Here is an 18,937-nt window from a genome sequence, read left to right on the forward strand (position 1 = left end):
ACAACACAGCAGATAATCAAAAATAAAATTATAAATGAAAAGAGTTTATTTCCTATTGGCAATGACAATGTTTGGAGTGAATACATTCGGGCAAAAGACAATCGATCAGAAGGTTTCTGAATTATTGTCGAAAATGACATTGGAAGAAAAAGTAGGGCAGTTGGTTCAGTACAGTGGTTTTGAATATGCGACAGGTCCACAGAATTCCAATTCTGCAAATGTATTAAATGAAATAAAACAAGGAAAAGTAGGTTCGATGCTCAACGTAGCGGGTGCAGAAGAAACCAGAAAGTTCCAGGAATTAGCGTTAAAATCAAGATTAAAAATTCCATTGTTATTTGGTCTAGACGTGATTCATGGCTACAGAACAACATTTCCGGTAAATATCGGGCAGGCGGCAAGCTGGGATTTAAGTTTAATAGAAAAATCAGAAAGAATTGCAGCGACCGAAGCTTCAGCGTATGGAATTCACTGGACTTTTGCGCCGATGGTAGATATTGCAAGAGATCCGAGATGGGGAAGAGTAATGGAAGGCTCGGGTGAAGATACCTATCTGGGAACACAGATTGGCTTAGCGAGAATTCGGGGCTTTCAGGGAAAAGGACTTGGGAATCTTGATGCGATTATGGCCTGTGCAAAACACTTTGCAGCATATGGCGCAGCAGTGGGCGGAAGAGATTACAACTCGGTGGATATGAGTTTAAGACAACTAAACGAAACTTATTTGCCACCTTTCAAGGCAGCTGCTGAAGCTGGTGTTGCAACTTTTATGAATTCTTTTAATGATATCAACGGAATACCGGCAACGGCCAATAAGTATATTTTAAGAGATTTATTGAAAGGAAAATGGAACTTCCAGGGATTTGTCGTTTCTGACTGGGGTAGTATCGGTGAAATGGCTAACCATGGATACGTAAAGGATAATAAAGAAGCTGCAGAAAAAGCGATCATCGCCGGCAGTGATATGGATATGGAAAGCCGTGCTTACATGGCTGAACTTCCAAAATTAGTTCAGGAAGGAAAAGTTGATCCTAAATTTATTGATGATGCCGCAAGAAGAATTTTAGTTAAGAAATTCGAAATGGGATTATTTGATGATCCTTATCGTTTCAGCAATGAAAAAAGGCAAAAAAGAGCAGACGGATAACAGTGAAAACAGAAAATTCGGAAGAGAATTTGGTTCGAAAAGTATCGTTTTATTAAAGAATGACAAAAACATCCTACCTCTGTCGAAATCTATAAAAACGGTTGCTTTAATCGGCCCTTTTGGTAAAGAAACTACTGCTAATCATGGTTTCTGGTCGGTAGCATTTAAAGATGATAATCAAAGAATTGTAACGCAGTTTGATGGGATTAAAAATCAACTAGATAAAAATTCAACATTACTGTATGCTAAAGGTGCGAATGTTGATGATCAGGACAAATCAATGTTTGCAGAAGCGGTAGAAACGGCTAAGAAAGCAGATGTTGTCATTATGACTTTAGGGGAAGGCCACGCGATGAGTGGTGAAGCAAAAAGCAGAAGTAATATTCATTTTTCCGGGGTTCAGGAAGATCTTTTAAAAGAAATTGCTAAAACAGGGAAACCGATTGTTTTAATGATTAATGCGGGCAGACCTTTGGTTTTCGATTGGGGAGCGGATCATATTCCGGCGATCGTGTACACTTGGTGGCTGGGAACAGAAGCGGGGAATTCTATTGCAGACGTCCTTTTCGGAACAGTAAATCCGGGTGGAAAGCTTCCTATGAGTTTTCCAAGAACGGAAGGACAGATTCCGGTTTACTACAATCATTATAATACGGGAAGACCAGCGAAGAACAATACAGACAGAAATTATGTTTCGGCCTATATTGATTTGGATAACGACCCAAAATTTCCATTTGGATACGGCTTGAGCTATACAAAATTTGTCTATTCAGATATGAATTTGAGCTCAACAAACCTTAAAGGCAATCAGACATTGAACATTAATGTAAAAGTTTCCAATACCGGAAATTACGATGGGGAAGAAGTCATTCAGCTGTATATAAGAGATTTGGTTGGAAAGGTTGTAAGACCGGTAAAAGAGTTGAAAGGCTTTCAGAAAGTCTTCATTAAAAAAGGGGAAAGTAAAATAATAAATTTCACTTTAACTCCTGAAAATCTGAAGTTTTATGATGATGAATTAAATTTCGACTGGGAAAGTGGCGAATTCGACATTATGGTCGGAACTAATTCACAGGATGTTCAGACAAAAAGAATTAATTGGTCTAAATAATACAGGTTTACTAAACTGAGACGGGATAATACCCGCTTTTGGTGGTAGAATGCATAATGTTGTAACAAACTTTTAATATGAAAATTAAACTTCAATATATTTTTAATGTAATCATCGGAGGAAGTCTCGCTTTTTCTTTGTTAAATTGTACCGCTAATAAGTATTCTGGCCAGAAACTGATATGGTCGGACGAGTTTAATTATAAAGGATTACCCGATTCTACCAAGTGGAATTACGATGTTGGAGGCCACGGTTTTGGAAATGAAGAATCGCAATTTTATACTAAAAACCGCCTTGAAAATGCAAGAGTAGAGAAGGGAAATCTTATTATTGAAGCTAAAAAGGAAAACTGGAAAGAAAGCAAATATACTTCTGCAAGACTTCTCACGAAAGGTAAATTCTCTTTTGAATACGGAACTATAGAAGTAAGAGCGAAACTACCTAGAGGTCGCGGTACATGGCCAGCCATATGGATGATGAGTGAAAATATGAAAAAATGGCCGGATGATGGTGAACTGGATATTATGGAGCATGTAGGATATAATCAAGGGTTCATCCATGCCTCAGCTCACACAAAGAATTATAATCATAAGATTAATACTCAGAAAACAGATACTATATTCGTGAAAGATGCAAGCGAAAAGTTTCATGTTTACAAAGCCGACTGGACTCCTGAAAAGATTGAGATATATGTTGATGATAAAAAATTTTTCACCTATGAAAATAAAGAAAAAACCTATGGCGCATGGCCTTTTGATCAGCCTTATTTTATTATTTTAAATCTTGCCGTTGGTGGATTTTGGGGCGGAAAAGAAGGAATTGATGACACCATTTTTCCTCAGAAGTTTGAGATAGATTACGTGAGAGTCTATCAAAATAAATAAGACAAATCAAATTTTCTTCTGATGAAATTCTTTAGAATTTTTGGCAAGGAAAATTTATATAAAAATAGAAAAGAAATAATGAAGAGATTAATTGTAAGTTGTTTTGTAGTAGGAGTTGCTTTCAATGCAAATGCGCAAAATTACTGGAAAAAAAATGCAGGAAAAACAGCAAAAGTAATTTTCACCAGTGCATCAGCCAACGAAAAAATGGTCGATAAAGGAACTGTGAAGTTTGAAAAAATGGTTCAGCCTAAAGAAACTGATGCATGTATTTTTGTTGACCCTGACTTTAAATATCAAAAACTCATCGGTATCGGTGGAGCCATTACAGATGCCGCAGCAGAAACTTTGTATAAACTTCCGAAAAATAAACAGAAAGAAATCATAGATGCCTACTATGGAAAAAATGGACTAGGTTATACTGTTGTACGTACCAATATGAATTCTTGTGATTTTTCAAGTGATTCGTACACTTATGTGCAGGATAATGATACTTCTTTGAAGACCTTTAATGTGTCTCATGATGAAAAGTATAAAATCCCGATGATTAAGGAAGCGCAGAAAGCAATAGGGGAAAATTTTACCTTTTACTTTTCACCATGGAGTCCGCCTGCATGGATGAAATCAAATAAAAGTATGTTGAAAGGGGGAAGGCTTGAAAACGTTTTTTACCAGACCTGGGCAGATTATTATGTTAAATTCATAAAAGAATACGAAAAAAGAGGAATTAATGTATGGGGATTAACGGTACAAAATGAGCCAATGGCAACACAGACTTGGGAATCGTGTATTTATACCGCCGAAGAAGAGGGTGATTTTCTTAAAAACAATTTAGGGCCGACGCTTTGGAAAAACGGTTTTAAAGATAAAAAAGTAATGATTTGGGATCACAATCGTGACCTGATTTACCAAAGAGCCACGACTACTTTAAGTGACCCGGAAACTTCTAAATACGCTTCAGGAATAGGATATCACTGGTATGAAACCTGGAATAATAAAACACAGCTTTTTGATAATCTTGCTGAAACTCAAAGAGCTTTTCCGGATAAATTTCTGGCGTTTACAGAAGGTTGTAAGGAACAGTTTGATATGTCTAAAATTTATGATGTAAAATTGGGTGAACTGTACGGAAGAAATATGCTGAATGACTTTAACAAAGGTACCGCTTTATGGACAGACTGGAATGTTCTCCTTGACGAAACCGGCGGTCCGAATCATGTCGGAAATTTCTGTTTCGCTCCTATTATTGCAGATACAAAAACAGGTGAAATTCATTATACCTATGAATATTATTATATAGGACATGTTTCAAAATTCATTAAGCCTAATGCGCAGAGAATAGGGAGTTCATCAAACAGAATAGCGCTTACATCGACAACTTTTATGAATGAAAACGGTCAGCTGGTAACGGTAATTATGAATGATTCTGATACTGATATTGATGCCAATCTCTGGATCGAAGGCATGGCTGCAAAATTGCCCGCTCCGGCACACTCTATACAGACTGTAATTTTATAAACTTCATATTAACATTATTTTTTAAAGTTTCGGCGGCATCGAAGATGCCGCCGAAACTATTTTCCAGGATGTACATTGGAAAATGTACAACAAAAAAAGCCGGAACGAATGTTCCGGCTTCTAAATATCTTTACGAACAATTATTTGTCCTCTGTATCATATTTACTGATTACTTTTTGTGTAACGCCTGAACTGCTGAAACCTCCGTCGTGGAAAAGATTCTGCATCGTTACTTTCTTCGTAAGATCAGAGAATAGAGTTACACAGTAATTTGCGCACTCAAGAGCGGTAGCATTTCCTAGCGGAGACATATCTTCAGCATATCCAAGGAAACCTCCAAAACCTTTTACACCACTTCCTGCAGTAGTCATTGTTGGAGATTGAGAAACTGTGTTTACACGCACTTTTCTTTCTCCCCAATAATTCCCGAAAGTTCTTGCGATACTTTCAAGATATGCTTTATTGTCAGACATATCATTATAATCCGGGAATGTCCTTTGAGCAGCGATATAGCTCAATGCCAGAATACTTCCCCATTCATTCATACAGTCTTTTTCCCAGGCAACACGCATTACTTTATGGAAAGAAACAGCGGAAATATCCCAGCCTTTTTCCAACCAGTCATAGTTCATTTCTGTATAATGTTTTCCTTTTCTTACGTTGATAGACATTCCGATAGAATGAAGAATGAAATCGATTTTCCCAAATTTTGCAACTGCAGCATCAAAAAGTTTTTCCAGATCTTCTACAGAAGTTGCGTCTGCACCGATTACTTCAGAACCTGTTTTTTCTGCTAATTCGTTTAGTTCTCCCATTCTTAGCGCGATAGGAGCATTAGACAAAATAAATTCAGCACCTTCTTCATGACATCTTTCTGCCACTTTCCAAGCGATCGATTGTTCATTAAGGGCTCCAAATATAATTCCCTTTTTGCCTTTAAGTAAACCGTATGACATATTTTTTAATGTTTATTAATGTACAAATGTAACGATATTTGTGTTTATTACATAATAAAAAACGGAGCCTTCGCTAAAAAGACCCCGTTTTTCTTGAAAATATTTATATGACTGAAATTTAATTTGTTTTTTTCTTCCATTCTGCCTTTACATCTTCGGCTGCATCTTTGGTTTTTTCCCATGCATCATTGGCTTTATCCTTTACATTTTCCCATGTATCAGATACGTTATTTTTTGCTCTGTCAAGCCAGTCTTCATGTTTCGCTTCTTCATCATTGGCTCTTTTTTCATTGATATAATCTTTTGCTCTGTCTGCAAGCTCTTCAACTTTCCATTTTGTTTTGTCAGCTGCATTTTTAAATGAGTTCTCAGTATTATCTACTGCATTTTCTGCTTTGTTGTATTCTGAATTGTTCATAATAAAATATTTTAGTGATAATTGTAATTAACCAATAACTATTCCTAAAACAATAAGTCAATGTTAAAGTTTTCATAAAAAATAATATAACTTTTTCTTATTTTTTTAAGAGTTAATTTTTTATATGTCAGCAATTCTTATATTTGTGACTCAAACCAAGAATTAAACACGAAAAAAAGATGAAAAAACAAACAAAGCTTTTTTTAATATTAGCGATTACATTCTTATTATTTTCAAACTCAGTTAAGGCACAGGTTGGAATAGGGGTATCTGATCCTGCTCCCTCTGCAATGTTGGATATTACTTCAAGTAACAAAGGACTTCTGATACCAAGAATCGCTTTGGCTTCCACAACAGATGTTACTACAATTCCTTCTCCTGCCAATGGTTTATTAATATGGAATAATGGTCTTGGTGCTGTCTCTGCAGCAGGATTTTATTTCTGGAATAATTCCAAATGGAATCAGATAGCCACAACTTCTACAGCACCGCCAAGTTCAGCCAGCTGGAGTACTTCAGGAAATAACATAGGAAATTATAGTGGGGCTGATACCAATTTATCTCTTGGAACTTCAGCTTATGATGATCTTATTTTTAAAGTAAATTCAGCTATTGCCGGTAGATTAGGGGTAAATAACTCTGTGATTTTTGGAAATTCTTCTTCTGCCGGACAAGATGCCGTTTCAGTAGGTAAATCCTCAAATGCAGCACAAAATGCTGCTGCCATGGGAAATACTGCAAAAGCAAATGGCTATCAGTCTCTTGCAATAGGCTTTGAAGCGGAAACAACTGCCAATAATGAAACTGCTGTTGGTTTTCAGGCTAAAACTTCAGGACAGAATTCCACTGCTTTAGGTTCAGGGGCAAAAGCTCAAGCGCAATTCTCTACAGCAATAGGGTATAATGCTTTAACCTCTCAATCTAATGCCATTGTTTTAGGAAATAGCAATGCCAATGTTGGTATTGGTACCAGTACACCCAATACTACTGCAAAGCTGGATGTCAATGGGCAATATAAATTAGGGATCAACGGGTCGGTGCAGAAAAGCCAGATCAGTTTTGAAGTCTGGCCAAGTGTCACAATTACTAATCTCCCATCAGGCAAAACAACAACAATGAACATTGCTGTGCCAGCAGGTTTTACTCCTTCTGCTACGAGAGCTACAATTATTGTGACGCCTGCGAGTGATTTTGCCGGAAATTCTACCTTTTCAATATCAAACCCGAGATTAACGTCGACTACTAATATCACTATTAATCTGACGAATATTTCCGGTAATGCAGAGAATTTAAATTCAGCACATTTTTATGTAACAATCAATGAATTTTAGAATAATTATTGCCAATAATTGTTTTTGTTTTTTTTAAATGGAAAAAGGATTTCAATTTGAAATCCTTTTTCGTTAATATTTTCTCTTAAATATAAATCTACTTAATAATTCTTTCCAAAACCCATTCAATCAATTTCTTTTCAGAAGCATGATGATCGGAAGAGAACTCGCCACGTCTTCTGTTGGCAATCACATTATTAACGGTGATGGCTTTATGGCCTAAAAGTTTTGAAAAAGCATAAATGGCAGATGTTTCCATCTCAAAATTCGTTACACCAAGATCATTTAATGTTTCCAGGAATTTATCATCTAAAGCTTTTAAGCGCAATTGTCTCCCTTGTGGAGCATAAAATCCCGGGAAGGTAGCCGTATTTCCGTGATATTTGGCATCTTTATACAAATTTCCCAATTCTTCAGACCATTCTGAGAAATAAAGCATCGGTTTAATGGTAGAATAAGGAAACTTTTCCAGAAAGTTTTTGGAAAACTCGTTCTCAAATTTATGATCCTGATAAAAATGCATCAGGCCGTCAAGACCCACTACATTTTGGGTCACCAGCATATTATCTACCTGCACATCGGGGTTTACACTTCCGCAGGTTCCCATTCTGAACAGTTGAAGTGCCGAATGTTCTTTTTTAAACTCTTTATTTTTAAGATCGATATTCACCAGAGCATCAAGCTCGTTCATGACGATATCAATATTTTCTGTACCGATTCCCGTAGACATCACCGTGATTCTTTCCCCGCGCAGCGTTCCTGTATGAGTATAAAACTCTCTTTTGTTTTTTCTTACCTGTATGGTGTCGAAATATTGTGAAACCTTCGCAACACGGTCCGGATCTCCTACAAGAATAATCTTTTCAGCGATATCTTCAGGTAAAAGATTAAGATGATAAACACTTCCGTCTTCGTTCAGAACAAGTTCTGAAGCAGCAAGTTTATTGAGCATACTATGTTTTTTATTTGAATTAAAGTTTGTATTAAATCCTCCCCAAATATCCTCCTTCATTTAAAAGATCATATAGAAACAGATCATTTAACCAAGAATGTGATTTCGGGGTTTAAAATTAATAAAAATTCCTTTATATAAAACGTAAACATTATTTAATTCAAATTTAAAGTTGTGGTAACCTCGGAACAGTTTCCTATCAATAGTTTTGCGCAAAAAATTGAAATGAAGTTTTATCCGCTGGCTGTTATTTTTATGTTGCTGGGAATTGCCATAATGTCTTTTAATCCCGTACAAAAAGGTTTTGAAACCGAAAATTCCACCATCAATACAGGTTTAACGGATTTTAAAACAAAACTCGATCATTTAAAATCAGATGCTTACCGCTTTTCTGAGGGTAAAATATCCCTTGAGGATCTGCGGAAAACCTTAAAAGAGACAAGAAACACTTTCAAGGAAATAGAATTCTACGTTGCCTATCACTATCCCGAATTCACCAAAACACATCTCAATGCTGCTCCGCTATTTCATATCGAAGCGGCGGGAACCTCTTCTTATACACTTCCTCCGGAAGGACTTCAGGTTTTGGATGAGATGATATTTTCCGATGAAGCAGAAGAAAAAAAGGAAGAGATCAAAACCATCACCGATTTTCTCTTTAACAGCTACGCAAGCTTTTATTTAAGTTCAGTAAAAAATGGTTTAAGCACGGGAAACAATAAGACTTTACCCTTAAGGATAGAACTTATACGAATATACAGTTTAGGAGTAACCGGTTTTGATACTCCCGGTTCGCTCAATATTTCCGAAGAAGCCCGTCATACATTTTTAGGAATGAAAAAATATATCAATGATGATCCTTATTTCAAAAATTATAATACGGAGAAGGCCAATCAATTATTTACTTCAGGAATAGAATATCTTTCAGCCCATACCGATTTTGAAACGTTCGACAGGATAGAATTTTACAAAAAATACATTCAGCCTTTATACAAAGAACTGGGAAGCTGGGATGGAAGAAGCGACGATCTCAAAGAATTTTCCGGTTGGAATGCAGGAAGTACAGAATTTTTCAGCAGTGATTTCCTTGATCCGTATTTTTATACTTTGCTGAAGAAAGAGGATGACAGCGAAGCCTTAAGAAAACTCGGAAAACAGATTTTCTATGACCAGAATCTAAGTGATAATGGAAAAATGAGCTGTGCCACCTGCCATCTTCCCGAAAATGCTTTCACGGATCTTAAAGCGAAATCCCAAAGCAATGTCGATGGAAAGACGGTTCTGAGAAATTCTCCAACCTTATATAATGCCGTTTTTGCCAAAAGATTCTTTTATGACCTGAGAGCATTTTATCTTGAACAACAGGCGGAACACGTTATTTACAACAAAGACGAATTCAATACCAGCTACGAAAACATCATTAAAAAATTAAAGAAAAAGCCTGAATATAAAAAAGCATTTGCCAAAGCTTTCGGTAACAGCAATATCAGCCGTGAGCATTTCTCCAAAGCCTTAAGTTCATACGTTGCTTCATTATATTCCTACGAAAGTGATTTTGATAAATTCATGAGAAATGAAAAAGAAATCTCTACCGATGCCCAAAAAGGTTTCAATCTTTTTATGGGAAAAGCCAATTGCGCGACCTGCCATTTTGCGCCCAACTTCTCCGGACTGGTTCCGCCATTCTTTAATGAAAATGAATCTGAAGTGCTTGGTGTAACGGCAAAACCTATTAATCAAAAGCCTGTTGAACTCGATGCCGACAAAGGAAGAATAAACAGTCCGGTAAAAAAAGAAAACTCATGGATTTACGAAAACTCTTTTAAGACCGTCACCGTAAGGAATATTGCCCTCACAAAACCGTATTTTCATAATGGTGCTTTCAATACGCTGGAAGAAGTGCTGGATTTCTACAATGAAGGCGGGGGAGAAGGACTGGGTTTAAAAATGAAAAACCAAACGCTCGCTCCCGACAAACTGAACCTCTCAAAAACTGAAATTAAGCAGATCATTGCATTCCTCAATTCGCTTACCGACATAAGCAAAACGAAGGTCAGGTAATTACTCTCGCAGATTGAGCAGATTTTAAAAGAAATCTGCATAATTACCATGATCTGCGGGAGCTTATTTTCAGACGCACCGACATTCATCTCCATTTTGACCAGATGCAAAACGTTATTTACCTGAGTTCGATGTAAAAGTCAGTCCATTTATCAATAGAAATGGGCTTTAGCCCATTTACGATATGATGCCTGATGATCCGGCTTTAGCCGAACTATGATAGGTTTTGGCTAAAGCCGAATGGCAGGCTGCTATAATTTTATCGGGCTAAAGCCCGACGCTATTGATAAGGAGATTTTTTAAATTTCAAAGAGCTCAAATCCTGATCTGCTGCAAAACCATTTTTAACCGGGTGCAAAGAACCATTTACCTATTGCAAATCAATATTTACCTGCAATAATCGTCATTTACCTGCTGCAAAACCATTTTAACTGGGTGAAAAGAGCCATTAACCTTATGCAAATCGATATTTATCTGCAATAATCGTCATTTACCTGCCGAAAATTCATTTTACCCGAGTGCAAATCGATATTTACCGACAATCATCATTTACTTGGTACAAATCAGTTTTAACCATATGAAGTAAGCTTTTATTCATGAAAAACAAGAAACATCCGCGTGAAGTAAGCAATAATCCTGGTAAAATACGCCATCAGCCATATGCAGTAAGGAATAATTCATTAAAAACAGCCATCAGCCACATGAAGTAAGGAAAAATCCAAGTGAAGTACGTCATCAGCCATGTGAAGAAAGCAAAAATTCATGAAAAACAACCATCAGCCACGTGCAGTGTAGGATTTGCTCCGTCGGAGCAATATCTGTGTAGTAGAAAAACAATGGCATATCGCAAGCACGCCGTAGGTGTGCTATGATAAGATAGAACTACTATGGAGTTCCGTTACAAGATGATGATATTGATCTACACAGATATTGCTCCTCCTGGAGCGTAAGAAATTACTTTTTTAATTTCAGTCGTAGAAAAAGAGGTTGCCCAAACATTTTAGATAGCCTTTTTCTCATGTGTTCTCTTATTTTCATTGCTATCAACAAAAACTGATGTGCCTCATGTGTTTACAAACAGACAAGTTTGTTTAACTATAAAGCCACGACCTAATCCATGAAAATTTCAGATTTTCACTCTTATATGTTCTCTTATTTTCGATGTCATCAATCTAAAATCTAATGTGACTCATGTGTTTAAAAATCTAAACCAGTGCAACAATTAACACACCCGTAACCCCATTAACATTAAGTTCTTCAATAATTAATATTCAGGGATGTTTATTTAAAGTCCTATTAATAGGCAGTTCACAGTAAAAAAATAGTTTTGCTACGTCTTAATAAATCGAAATTTAAAATGAAAAGAAAACTACTAACAGTTGCAGCTCTTGCAATGGTCACGGGTTCTTTATTGAATGCCCAGACTTTTATCTTCAACAAGAATTCTTCTTGGAAGTATAATGACACCAATACCGCGCTGGCTTCACAATGGAAAAATGCCAATTACGACGTATCTGCATGGTCACAAGGTAACGGACCATTAGGATATGGCGATCCTGTAACAACAACTACTGCTAACGGGCTTATCACCGCTTATTTTGCTAAAGATTTCACCGTAAATCTTAATGACCTGTCTAACGACATGGAGTTGGGCGTAATGAGAGATGACGGGATCATTGTGTACCTTAACGGGGAAGAGGTAGTAAGAGACAACATGCCTTCAGGAACTATTGATTTTACCACTTGGTCAAGCACCATCATCAGCGGTTCTGCAGAAAATGTTTACAACGTTTTTACCATTCCTAAATCTAAATTTGTAAACGGAACCAACAGGATTTCTATAGAGCTTCACAACAGAGGGGCAGACAGCTCAGATTTAAGAGTGGATGCTTACCTGAAAACAACCACTACGGTTAATCCTGTTTCGTGTAACGCTACCCATATCAGCTGCTTCACGTCTATTGTACCGACAGCTCAGACAAATAAACTGATTATCCCTACCGAACATAAATATCAGTTGATCCTGAAAGAAGGAGACAACTATACAGAAGGAGGAGGATTAGTGGGCGGACAGAATGACTTCACGGGATATGTCGCTAAAAACTCAAGCAGTACCAACGGTTATCTTTCCGTAAACCATGAGACAAATCCGGGAGGAGTTACCATGGCGGAAATTAATTATAACGCGACGACTAAACTTTGGCAGCTGACAAGATCCAGAGCGGTAAGCTTCTCTGCACCGAGCCTTGTACAGACGATCAGAAACTGTTCAGGAGGTGTTACCCCTTGGGGAACCATCGTAACGGCAGAAGAGCAGACGACTTCCAATGACGTGAATGCAGACGGAATGAAAGATTACGGATGGTTGGTAGAAATTGATCCTGTAACAGCTCAGGTGATTTCTCAAAACGCCGACGGATCCAAAGGAAAACTTTGGCAGATGGGTATTATGAATCACGAGAACGTAGTAATCAACAATGCCGGAACAACAGCTTATTACGGTGAAGACGGCGGTACGCACATGGTATATAAATATGTAATGGATACACCGAATAACCTTTCTTCAGGAAACCTTTATGTATTGAAACTTGATCAGGGATTAAGCGGGGGAGATCCTGTAGCAACGACGGCAACATGGGTTCAGGTTCCTAATAAAACAAAACCCGATCAGAACAGCACAGCATCTTTAGCAGCATCTCTTGGAACGTCTTTCAATGGTGTTGAAGATGTGGATATCAGTCCGATTGACGGGAAAATTTATTTTACCGCTAAAGGGTTGAATAAAGTATATAGATTAAAAGATGACGGAACTACCGCTTCACAGGTGGAAACTTTCGTGGGAGGTCTTACTACCAACTATTCTTTTGAAACTGCTCAGGGAACAAAAACAGAAGCTTGGGGAGACGGAAACGACAACCTTACGTTTGATGAACTTGGAAACCTTTGGGTGCTTCAGGATGGTGGTAAAAACTACATCTGGGTAGTGGCACCGGATCATACACAGGCCAATCCTAAAGTGAAATTGTTTGCTTCCATGCCGGCAGGTTCGGAGCCGACAGGTCTTACCTTTACACCGGATCATAAATTCGGATTCTTCTCTATTCAGCATCCGGATTCTACCATTTCTACAGATATTGATGCTACCGGAAATACAGTTGATTACAGAGGAAAATCTGCAACGATTGTCGTAGCCCTTAAAAACAATCTGGGAACAGAGGGAACATTAGGAGCTATCGATACCCATGCAGAAAATACAGTAACTGTTGCACCAAATCCAACCTCAGGAATCGTGAAAATCAATTCTCCGAAAGGCTTAAAGAATATTGCGGTAACAGCTTACAGCATAGATGGTAAGATTGTTTTCACCCAGAAATATTCAGGGCTGAACAAAATGCTTGATCTTGATTTTACGAAGCAGCTTGAAGCCTCAAGAGTTTTGATTTTAAACATCGAAGCGGAAGGAGGATTCCAACAGACGGTAAAATTGTTGAAAAAATAGATTATTAATATTTATATAGCTGCCGGTAATATTGTGTTGCCGGTAGCTTTTTCTATTCTATGAAAAAGTTATTTTTTTCTATTTCGCTACTCTTCCTTTCACTGGCAAAGGCACAGATTGACCCTGTAAAATATCCTACCTACACCAATATTGATGACGCATTGAAAAGTGGTAAGACAATTTACAGTATGAGCTTCAGGGGTAAAAAGATCTTTAATCTTCCGGCTGATATCCAAAAACTGAATTCCATATTCTTTCTGAATTTAATGGAAAACAAACTTGAAAAAATGGATGAATCGATCTTTAAACTGAAAGAATTATCGATCTTAAATCTGAATGAAAACAGCATCAAATATATTCCGGATGAAATTGCAGAACTTCAGAAGCTGGAAAGCTTTTCGATTAATTTAAACAGCCTGACAAGCATTAACCCGAACCTGGCGAAACTTCAAAGATTAAAAGTTATTCATCTTGATGCCAATAATCTTAATGTTTTTCCGGAAGCTTTATTACAAATTCCAAGTCTGGAAGAAATCAATCTACAGGGGAATCAGATCAGTTTTATTGCGAAAGACCTTGATCAAATTAAAAATTTAAAATCATTAAATCTCGCATCCAATCAGCTCAACGATCTGGGAGAACTTGAATTCCCGAAGCAATTAAAATATCTGGAATTACAGCAGAATTCCATCAGAAAGCTTCCTGACGGTTTATTCAGATCAAAAAATCTTGAGTTTTTAAATGTAAGTCAGAACAATATTCAGGAAATTTCACCAAAAGTAAAAGGATTGAAAAATGTGGTCAGCATGAATCTGGCGAATAATAATCTGAAAGATCTCCCGGAAGAATTTTCAAAGCTGAAAAACCTGAAAACACTGATATTGATCGGCAATCCTATGGATAAATCAACTATTGAAAACCTGAAAAGAATAATGCCGGAAACGCAGATTTATTTTTAACCATGATCTGTAAAATTGAGAATTGTTTTTAACGCGATGTTCGCAAAGAATTTCTTATAAAGACTAACTGTTAATCCGTTCGCAAGGGCACTTCGTTCAGCAAATGATATAAAAAAAATAAGCTTTTGCGAGTGATTTGTAAAAGTATGAAGGCAAGATTTGAGAATCGTTTTTAACACAATGCTTGCGGAAATCTATAAGTATAAGTTTCGTAATTTTTTCGTACTCGTATTTAATTACATCTAAGTCTTCAATTTCAATTGATTTCAAAGTTTCTGCTATCATTTGCTGAACGAAGTGCCTCCGCGATCAAAAATATACGCAATCATTTCAATTCAAATCCTTGCGATCCTTGCGTTTGAAACAAGGCTGTAGTAAAACAAACCTATCCGCCGACTCTTTTGGTTTTATAGCCCATTTCTTTAAGGATATTCATTATTTTATCACGGTTATCCCCCCTGAATAATAATCGTCCCATCCTTTTCAGAACCACCTATTCCTAAGGTGGTTTTTATTTTTTTTGATATTTTCTTAAGGTCTTCCTCACTGCCTTCCCAGCCTTCAACGATCGTTACCGGTTTACCATTTCTGCCTTTCTTTTCAAATTTGCAAACCAAAGGCTCTTGTTGCTTGAATTGCTCTTCAGGCATTTCAAAATCCTGCTCCTCATGTTCAGGAAAAAGGTTTTTCAATTGATCTCTTAAATCCATATCGCAAAATTAATAAATATTTATCTAAACTTTCTCCGCTAAGGTCCTGCGGAAATTGATTTTAAACAAATTTTAAGCCCTTCAATTCTTAAATTCATTTCAAAATAGATAAATTTGTAATACAAAAGTTTATACAAAATGTCGAAAAAAAGCAATATTAGCCATCCTCGACGGATGGGGATTGGGAATGAATCCGGACGTTTCAGCCATTGACAAAGCAAACACTCCATTTATAGATAACTGTCTTAAAAATTTTCCACATACCACACTGGAAGCAAGCGGACTGGCAGTAGGTTTACCTGCAGGACAAATGGGAAATTCAGAAGTAGGACATATGAATCTGGGTGCAGGAAGAGTAGTCTACCAAAATCTTGTAAAGCTGAACATGGCTGTTGAAAATGGATCATTGGGTCAGCAGAAAGTTATTCAGGATGCCTTTGAATATGCTAAAAGAGAAAATAAAAAAGTACATTTTATAGGTCTGGTTTCCAACGGTGGGGTGCATTCTCACATCAACCACCTGAAAGGTCTTTTAACCGCGGCTCATGAATTCGGTTTACATGAAAATGTATTTGTTCATGCTTTTACAGACGGCCGCGACTGTGATCCTCATTCCGGAAAAGGATTTATTGAAGATCTTCAGAATCACATGGAAAAAACCGTTGGTAAACTGGCTACTGTGGTGGGAAGATATTACGCAATGGACAGAGACAAGCGATGGGAACGTGTAAAAATTGCTTATGATGCGATGGTAGAAGGAGTAGGAGCTCAGACGACCAATGCATTACTGGAAATTCAGAAGTCTTATGATGAAAATATTACCGATGAGTTTATGAAGCCGATCATTATGATCGATTCTACAGCGATTGGAAATGTTGTTCCGGTAGCTAAAATCACTGATCATGATGTCGTGATCTGCTTCAATTTCCGCACAGACAGAGGGCGTGAGATCACAGAAGTACTTACGCAGCAAGATCATCCGGAATATTTTATGAGAAAACTGCCGCTGTATTATGTGACTTTAACCAATTATGATAAAACTTTTAAAGATGTACACGTAGTTTTTGATGAAGAAGTTCTTCATGAAACAATGGGCGAAATTCTGGAAAGAAATCATAAAACTCAGATCAGAATTGCAGAGACAGAGAAATATCCTCACGTAACGTTCTTCTTTTCAGGAGGAAGAGAAGAACCTTTCAATGGAGAAAAGAGACTACTTTGCCCAAGTCCGAAGGATGTTCCGACTTATGATCTTAAACCTGAAATGTCTGCTTACGACATTACGAATGCCATCGTTCCTGAGCTGGAAAATGAAACAGCAGATTTTATCTGTTTAAATTTTGCCAATACTGATATGGTAGGCCATACCGGTGTTTTTGAAGCGGCTGTAAAAGCAGCGGAAACGGTAGATAAATGCATTGAAAAAGTAGCGACAACTGCTTATGAACATGATTATGTGGTTTTCATTCTTGCAGATCATGGAAATTCTGACGTGATGATTAATCCGGATGGTACACCAAATACGCAGCATTCCACGAATCTGGTTCCTTTTATCGTGATGGATAAAGACCATACCTGGAATCTGAAGCCCGGTAAACTTGGAGACGTGGCACCAACTATTTTAAAAGCAATGGATATAGAGATTCCTGAGATTATGACAGGTGATATATTAATCAGCTAAAATAATAATATTACGTTAAAATTGCCGTTATATTTTATATAGCGGCAATTTTTATGATGAATATCAGAAGAATTAACAGATTATTATGTTTTAAATAATAAATAAAACTCTAAATTTGCAAATTAATCCTAAATTTAAAGAATGTATCAAAAGCTTGTAAGAAAAGAAGTAATGGGAATTTTGGAAAAGGAAGTAGGCTCTTTTCTGGATAAATTTTTAACGCCAATTGAAAAGATCTGGCAGCCTTCCGATTATCTTCCTGATCCATCAAGCTCAGATTTCAAATATGATTTAGAAGAAATCCAGACTTTTGCACGTGAAATGCCTTACGATCTTTTCGTAACATTAATTGGAGACTGTATTACGGAAGAGGCTTTACCTTCATATGAATCCTGGTTGATGGGCGTAGATGGAGTAGATCAGGAACAGAAAGAAATTGGCTGGGCCAACTGGGTAAGAGCCTGGACTGCCGAAGAAAACAGACACGGAGATCTTTTAAGCAAATATCTTTACCTGTGCGGAAGAGTAAACATGAGAGAAATGGAAGTAACAACACAATATCTTATCAATGATGGTTTCGATTTGGGAACAAGTATGGATCCGTACAGAAATTTTGTTTACACAAGCTTCCAGGAAACCGCTACCAATGTTTCTCACAGAAGAGTAGGAACTCTGGCAAAACAGTCCGGAAACGGAAAGCTGGCTAAAATGTGTGGCGTAATCGCTGCAGATGAAGCAAGACATGCCAAAGCATACAAACATTTTGTAACGAAAATTCTTGAGATCGATCCTTCTGAAATGATTCTTGCATTTGAAGATATGATGCGTAAAAAAATTGTAATGCCGGCTCACATGATGAGACAATCCGGACAGAAAGCCGGAGAGCTTTGGGGGCATTTTTCAGATGCTGCACAAAGATGTATGGTATATACAGGACAGGACTATATCAATATTCTTAAAGATCTTTTGGATGAATGGAAAATCGAACACGTAAAAGGTCTTAATGAAAAAGCAGAAAAAGCACAGGAATATCTGATGAAACTACCAGGAAGACTTCAGAAAATTACAGACAGGATTTCTACGCCCGATCTGCAGTTTCAATTCAAGTGGGTTAAAGGCTAATCAATAGTATTAAATTATAAAACTCAGGAGTGCCGGATTATTTTGGCGCTCTTTTTTTGTATCTTTGCATCCTTAAAAACAAATTCACAGAATGAATAATAAAAAAATTGCTGTTGATTTCGACGGAACTATTGTTGATGATGCCTATCCGGCGATTGGTAAAGCAAAAATTTTTGCTTTTGAGACATTAAAAAAACTTCAGTCAGAAGGATACCGATTGATTCTCTGGACCTACCGTCACGGAAAAACACTTGATGAGGCCATAGAATTTTGTCAAAAGAACGGTGTTGACTTTTATGCTGTCAATTCAAGTTTTGAAGGTGAAGTTTTTGATTCTGAAACCCAATCAAGAAAAATAGATGCAGACTGGTTTATTGATGACAGAAATCTAGGCGGTTTTCCAGGATGGGGCGAGATCTACAATATTATTCAGGAAAGAATAGAGTTCCGTGTGGAGGGAAAAGAGGTTTTGGCCTATTCAAAACTTAAAAAAGAGAAGAAAAAAGGATTATTCTGGTAAAGAATAAATCTAACAATATAACAATGTAACAGTTTACCAATTTTTGATTGTTACATTGTTAAATTTTT

General features: G+C 37.1%; 14 protein-coding genes and 1 pseudogene. 11 read left to right on the forward strand and 4 right to left on the reverse strand.

Annotated elements, in window-relative coordinates; genetic code table 11:
• The first annotated feature begins 34 nt into the window (after nucleotides 1-34).
• The 4 genes from AAHI02_RS02165 (at nucleotide 35) to AAHI02_RS02180 (ending at nucleotide 4,660) form a co-directional block, all read left to right on the forward strand.
• Entirely contained in the window at nucleotides 35-1,147 is a 1,113-nt protein-coding gene (locus AAHI02_RS02165) for a glycoside hydrolase family 3 N-terminal domain-containing protein (protein WP_346985244.1), read from the forward strand.
• Nucleotides 1,095-2,258, forward strand: coding sequence for a glycoside hydrolase family 3 C-terminal domain-containing protein (locus AAHI02_RS02170; protein WP_346986655.1), 1,164 nt, complete (start codon nucleotides 1,095-1,097; stop codon nucleotides 2,256-2,258). Before AAHI02_RS02165 ends, AAHI02_RS02170 begins: the two co-directional genes overlap by 53 nt.
• Nucleotides 2,259-2,335: 77 nt before the next feature.
• Nucleotides 2,336-3,142 carry a glycoside hydrolase family 16 protein gene (locus AAHI02_RS02175; RefSeq protein ID WP_346985245.1) on the forward strand — a complete coding sequence of 269 codons (807 nt, stop codon included), beginning with the start codon at nucleotides 2,336-2,338 and terminating at the stop codon, nucleotides 3,140-3,142.
• Nucleotides 3,143-3,220: 78 nt separating this feature from the next.
• Nucleotides 3,221-4,660 carry a glycoside hydrolase family 30 protein gene (locus AAHI02_RS02180; RefSeq protein ID WP_346985246.1) on the forward strand — a complete coding sequence of 480 codons (1,440 nt, stop codon included), beginning with the start codon at nucleotides 3,221-3,223 and terminating at the stop codon, nucleotides 4,658-4,660.
• Nucleotides 4,661-4,800: 140 nt separating this feature from the next.
• Here the strand turns inward: AAHI02_RS02180 and AAHI02_RS02185 are convergent, their stop codons facing one another.
• Both AAHI02_RS02185 and AAHI02_RS02190 read right to left on the reverse strand, forming a co-directional pair.
• Nucleotides 4,801-5,616 (reverse strand): SDR family oxidoreductase, encoded by an 816-nt coding sequence (locus AAHI02_RS02185; protein ID WP_346985247.1) that lies wholly within the window; start codon nucleotides 5,614-5,616, stop codon nucleotides 4,801-4,803.
• A gap of 118 nt (nucleotides 5,617-5,734) precedes the next feature.
• Nucleotides 5,735-6,034 (reverse strand): hypothetical protein, encoded by a 300-nt coding sequence (locus AAHI02_RS02190; protein WP_346985248.1) that lies wholly within the window; start codon nucleotides 6,032-6,034, stop codon nucleotides 5,735-5,737.
• A gap of 179 nt (nucleotides 6,035-6,213) precedes the next feature.
• On the opposite strand from AAHI02_RS02190, the gene AAHI02_RS02195 reads away from it, so the two are divergent.
• On the forward strand, nucleotides 6,214-7,365 hold the full coding sequence (locus AAHI02_RS02195; RefSeq protein WP_346985249.1) for a hypothetical protein: 1,152 nt from the start codon (nucleotides 6,214-6,216) through the stop codon (nucleotides 7,363-7,365).
• 97 nt (nucleotides 7,366-7,462) lie between these two features.
• Here the strand turns inward: AAHI02_RS02195 and AAHI02_RS02200 are convergent, their stop codons facing one another.
• A complete protein-coding gene (locus AAHI02_RS02200; RefSeq protein ID WP_346985250.1) occupies nucleotides 7,463-8,317 on the reverse strand; it encodes a nucleoside phosphorylase in 855 nt (284 codons plus the stop codon).
• Between the two features lie 174 nt (nucleotides 8,318-8,491).
• Here AAHI02_RS02200 and AAHI02_RS02205 point away from each other — a divergent pair, with 174 nt between their 5' ends.
• From AAHI02_RS02205 to AAHI02_RS02215, 3 genes are all read left to right on the forward strand, one after another.
• The gene (locus tag AAHI02_RS02205; RefSeq protein ID WP_346985251.1) at nucleotides 8,492-10,378 is read left to right on the forward strand and encodes a cytochrome c peroxidase; all 1,887 of its coding nucleotides are present in this window, start codon (nucleotides 8,492-8,494) and stop codon (nucleotides 10,376-10,378) included.
• 1,357 nt (nucleotides 10,379-11,735) lie between these two features.
• Complete coding sequence (locus tag AAHI02_RS02210; protein ID WP_346985252.1) at nucleotides 11,736-13,877, forward strand: alkaline phosphatase PhoX; 2,142 nt, start codon at nucleotides 11,736-11,738, stop codon at nucleotides 13,875-13,877.
• Between the two features lie 59 nt (nucleotides 13,878-13,936).
• The gene (locus tag AAHI02_RS02215) at nucleotides 13,937-14,836 is read left to right on the forward strand and encodes a leucine-rich repeat domain-containing protein (RefSeq protein ID WP_346985253.1); all 900 of its coding nucleotides are present in this window, start codon (nucleotides 13,937-13,939) and stop codon (nucleotides 14,834-14,836) included.
• A 385-nt stretch (nucleotides 14,837-15,221) separates the two neighbouring features.
• Here AAHI02_RS02215 and AAHI02_RS02220 read toward each other — a convergent pair.
• A pseudogene (locus AAHI02_RS02220) lies at nucleotides 15,222-15,546 on the reverse strand (translation initiation factor).
• A gap of 187 nt (nucleotides 15,547-15,733) precedes the next feature.
• On the opposite strand from AAHI02_RS02220, the gene gpmI reads away from it, so the two are divergent.
• From gpmI to AAHI02_RS02235, 3 genes are all read left to right on the forward strand, one after another.
• The gene (gpmI, locus tag AAHI02_RS02225; protein WP_346985254.1) at nucleotides 15,734-17,227 is read left to right on the forward strand and encodes a 2,3-bisphosphoglycerate-independent phosphoglycerate mutase; all 1,494 of its coding nucleotides are present in this window, start codon (nucleotides 15,734-15,736) and stop codon (nucleotides 17,225-17,227) included.
• Between the two features lie 141 nt (nucleotides 17,228-17,368).
• Complete coding sequence (locus AAHI02_RS02230; RefSeq protein ID WP_346985255.1) at nucleotides 17,369-18,349, forward strand: acyl-ACP desaturase; 981 nt, start codon at nucleotides 17,369-17,371, stop codon at nucleotides 18,347-18,349.
• Between the two features lie 91 nt (nucleotides 18,350-18,440).
• Nucleotides 18,441-18,869 carry a hypothetical protein gene (locus AAHI02_RS02235; RefSeq protein WP_346985256.1) on the forward strand — a complete coding sequence of 143 codons (429 nt, stop codon included), beginning with the start codon at nucleotides 18,441-18,443 and terminating at the stop codon, nucleotides 18,867-18,869.
• Nucleotides 18,870-18,937 lie beyond the last annotated feature (68 nt).

This window comes from Chryseobacterium sp. POE27, assembly GCF_039727685.1.
Classification (GTDB): domain Bacteria; phylum Bacteroidota; class Bacteroidia; order Flavobacteriales; family Weeksellaceae; genus Chryseobacterium.

Bases quoted from the DNA above. Each gene is read 5' to 3' on its own strand.
- AAHI02_RS02180 (WP_346985246.1), top strand. From the start codon at position 3,221: ATGAAGAGATTAATTGTAAGTTGTTTTGTAGTAGGAGTTGCTTTCAAT.
- AAHI02_RS02210 (WP_346985252.1), top strand. From the start codon at position 11,736: ATGAAAAGAAAACTACTAACAGTTGCAGCTCTTGCAATGGTCACGGGT.
- AAHI02_RS02175 (WP_346985245.1), top strand. From the start codon at position 2,336: ATGAAAATTAAACTTCAATATATTTTTAATGTAATCATCGGAGGAAGT.
- AAHI02_RS02185 (WP_346985247.1), bottom strand. From the start codon at position 5,616: ATGTCATACGGTTTACTTAAAGGCAAAAAGGGAATTATATTTGGAGCC.
- AAHI02_RS02195 (WP_346985249.1), top strand. From the start codon at position 6,214: ATGAAAAAACAAACAAAGCTTTTTTTAATATTAGCGATTACATTCTTA.
- AAHI02_RS02170 (WP_346986655.1), top strand. From the start codon at position 1,095: ATGATCCTTATCGTTTCAGCAATGAAAAAAGGCAAAAAAGAGCAGACG.
- AAHI02_RS02235 (WP_346985256.1), top strand. From the start codon at position 18,441: ATGAATAATAAAAAAATTGCTGTTGATTTCGACGGAACTATTGTTGAT.
- AAHI02_RS02190 (WP_346985248.1), bottom strand. From the start codon at position 6,034: ATGAACAATTCAGAATACAACAAAGCAGAAAATGCAGTAGATAATACT.
- AAHI02_RS02230 (WP_346985255.1), top strand. From the start codon at position 17,369: ATGTATCAAAAGCTTGTAAGAAAAGAAGTAATGGGAATTTTGGAAAAG.
- AAHI02_RS02215 (WP_346985253.1), top strand. From the start codon at position 13,937: ATGAAAAAGTTATTTTTTTCTATTTCGCTACTCTTCCTTTCACTGGCA.
- AAHI02_RS02200 (WP_346985250.1), bottom strand. From the start codon at position 8,317: ATGCTCAATAAACTTGCTGCTTCAGAACTTGTTCTGAACGAAGACGGA.
- gpmI (WP_346985254.1), top strand. From the start codon at position 15,734: ATGAATCCGGACGTTTCAGCCATTGACAAAGCAAACACTCCATTTATA.
- AAHI02_RS02165 (WP_346985244.1), top strand. From the start codon at position 35: ATGAAAAGAGTTTATTTCCTATTGGCAATGACAATGTTTGGAGTGAAT.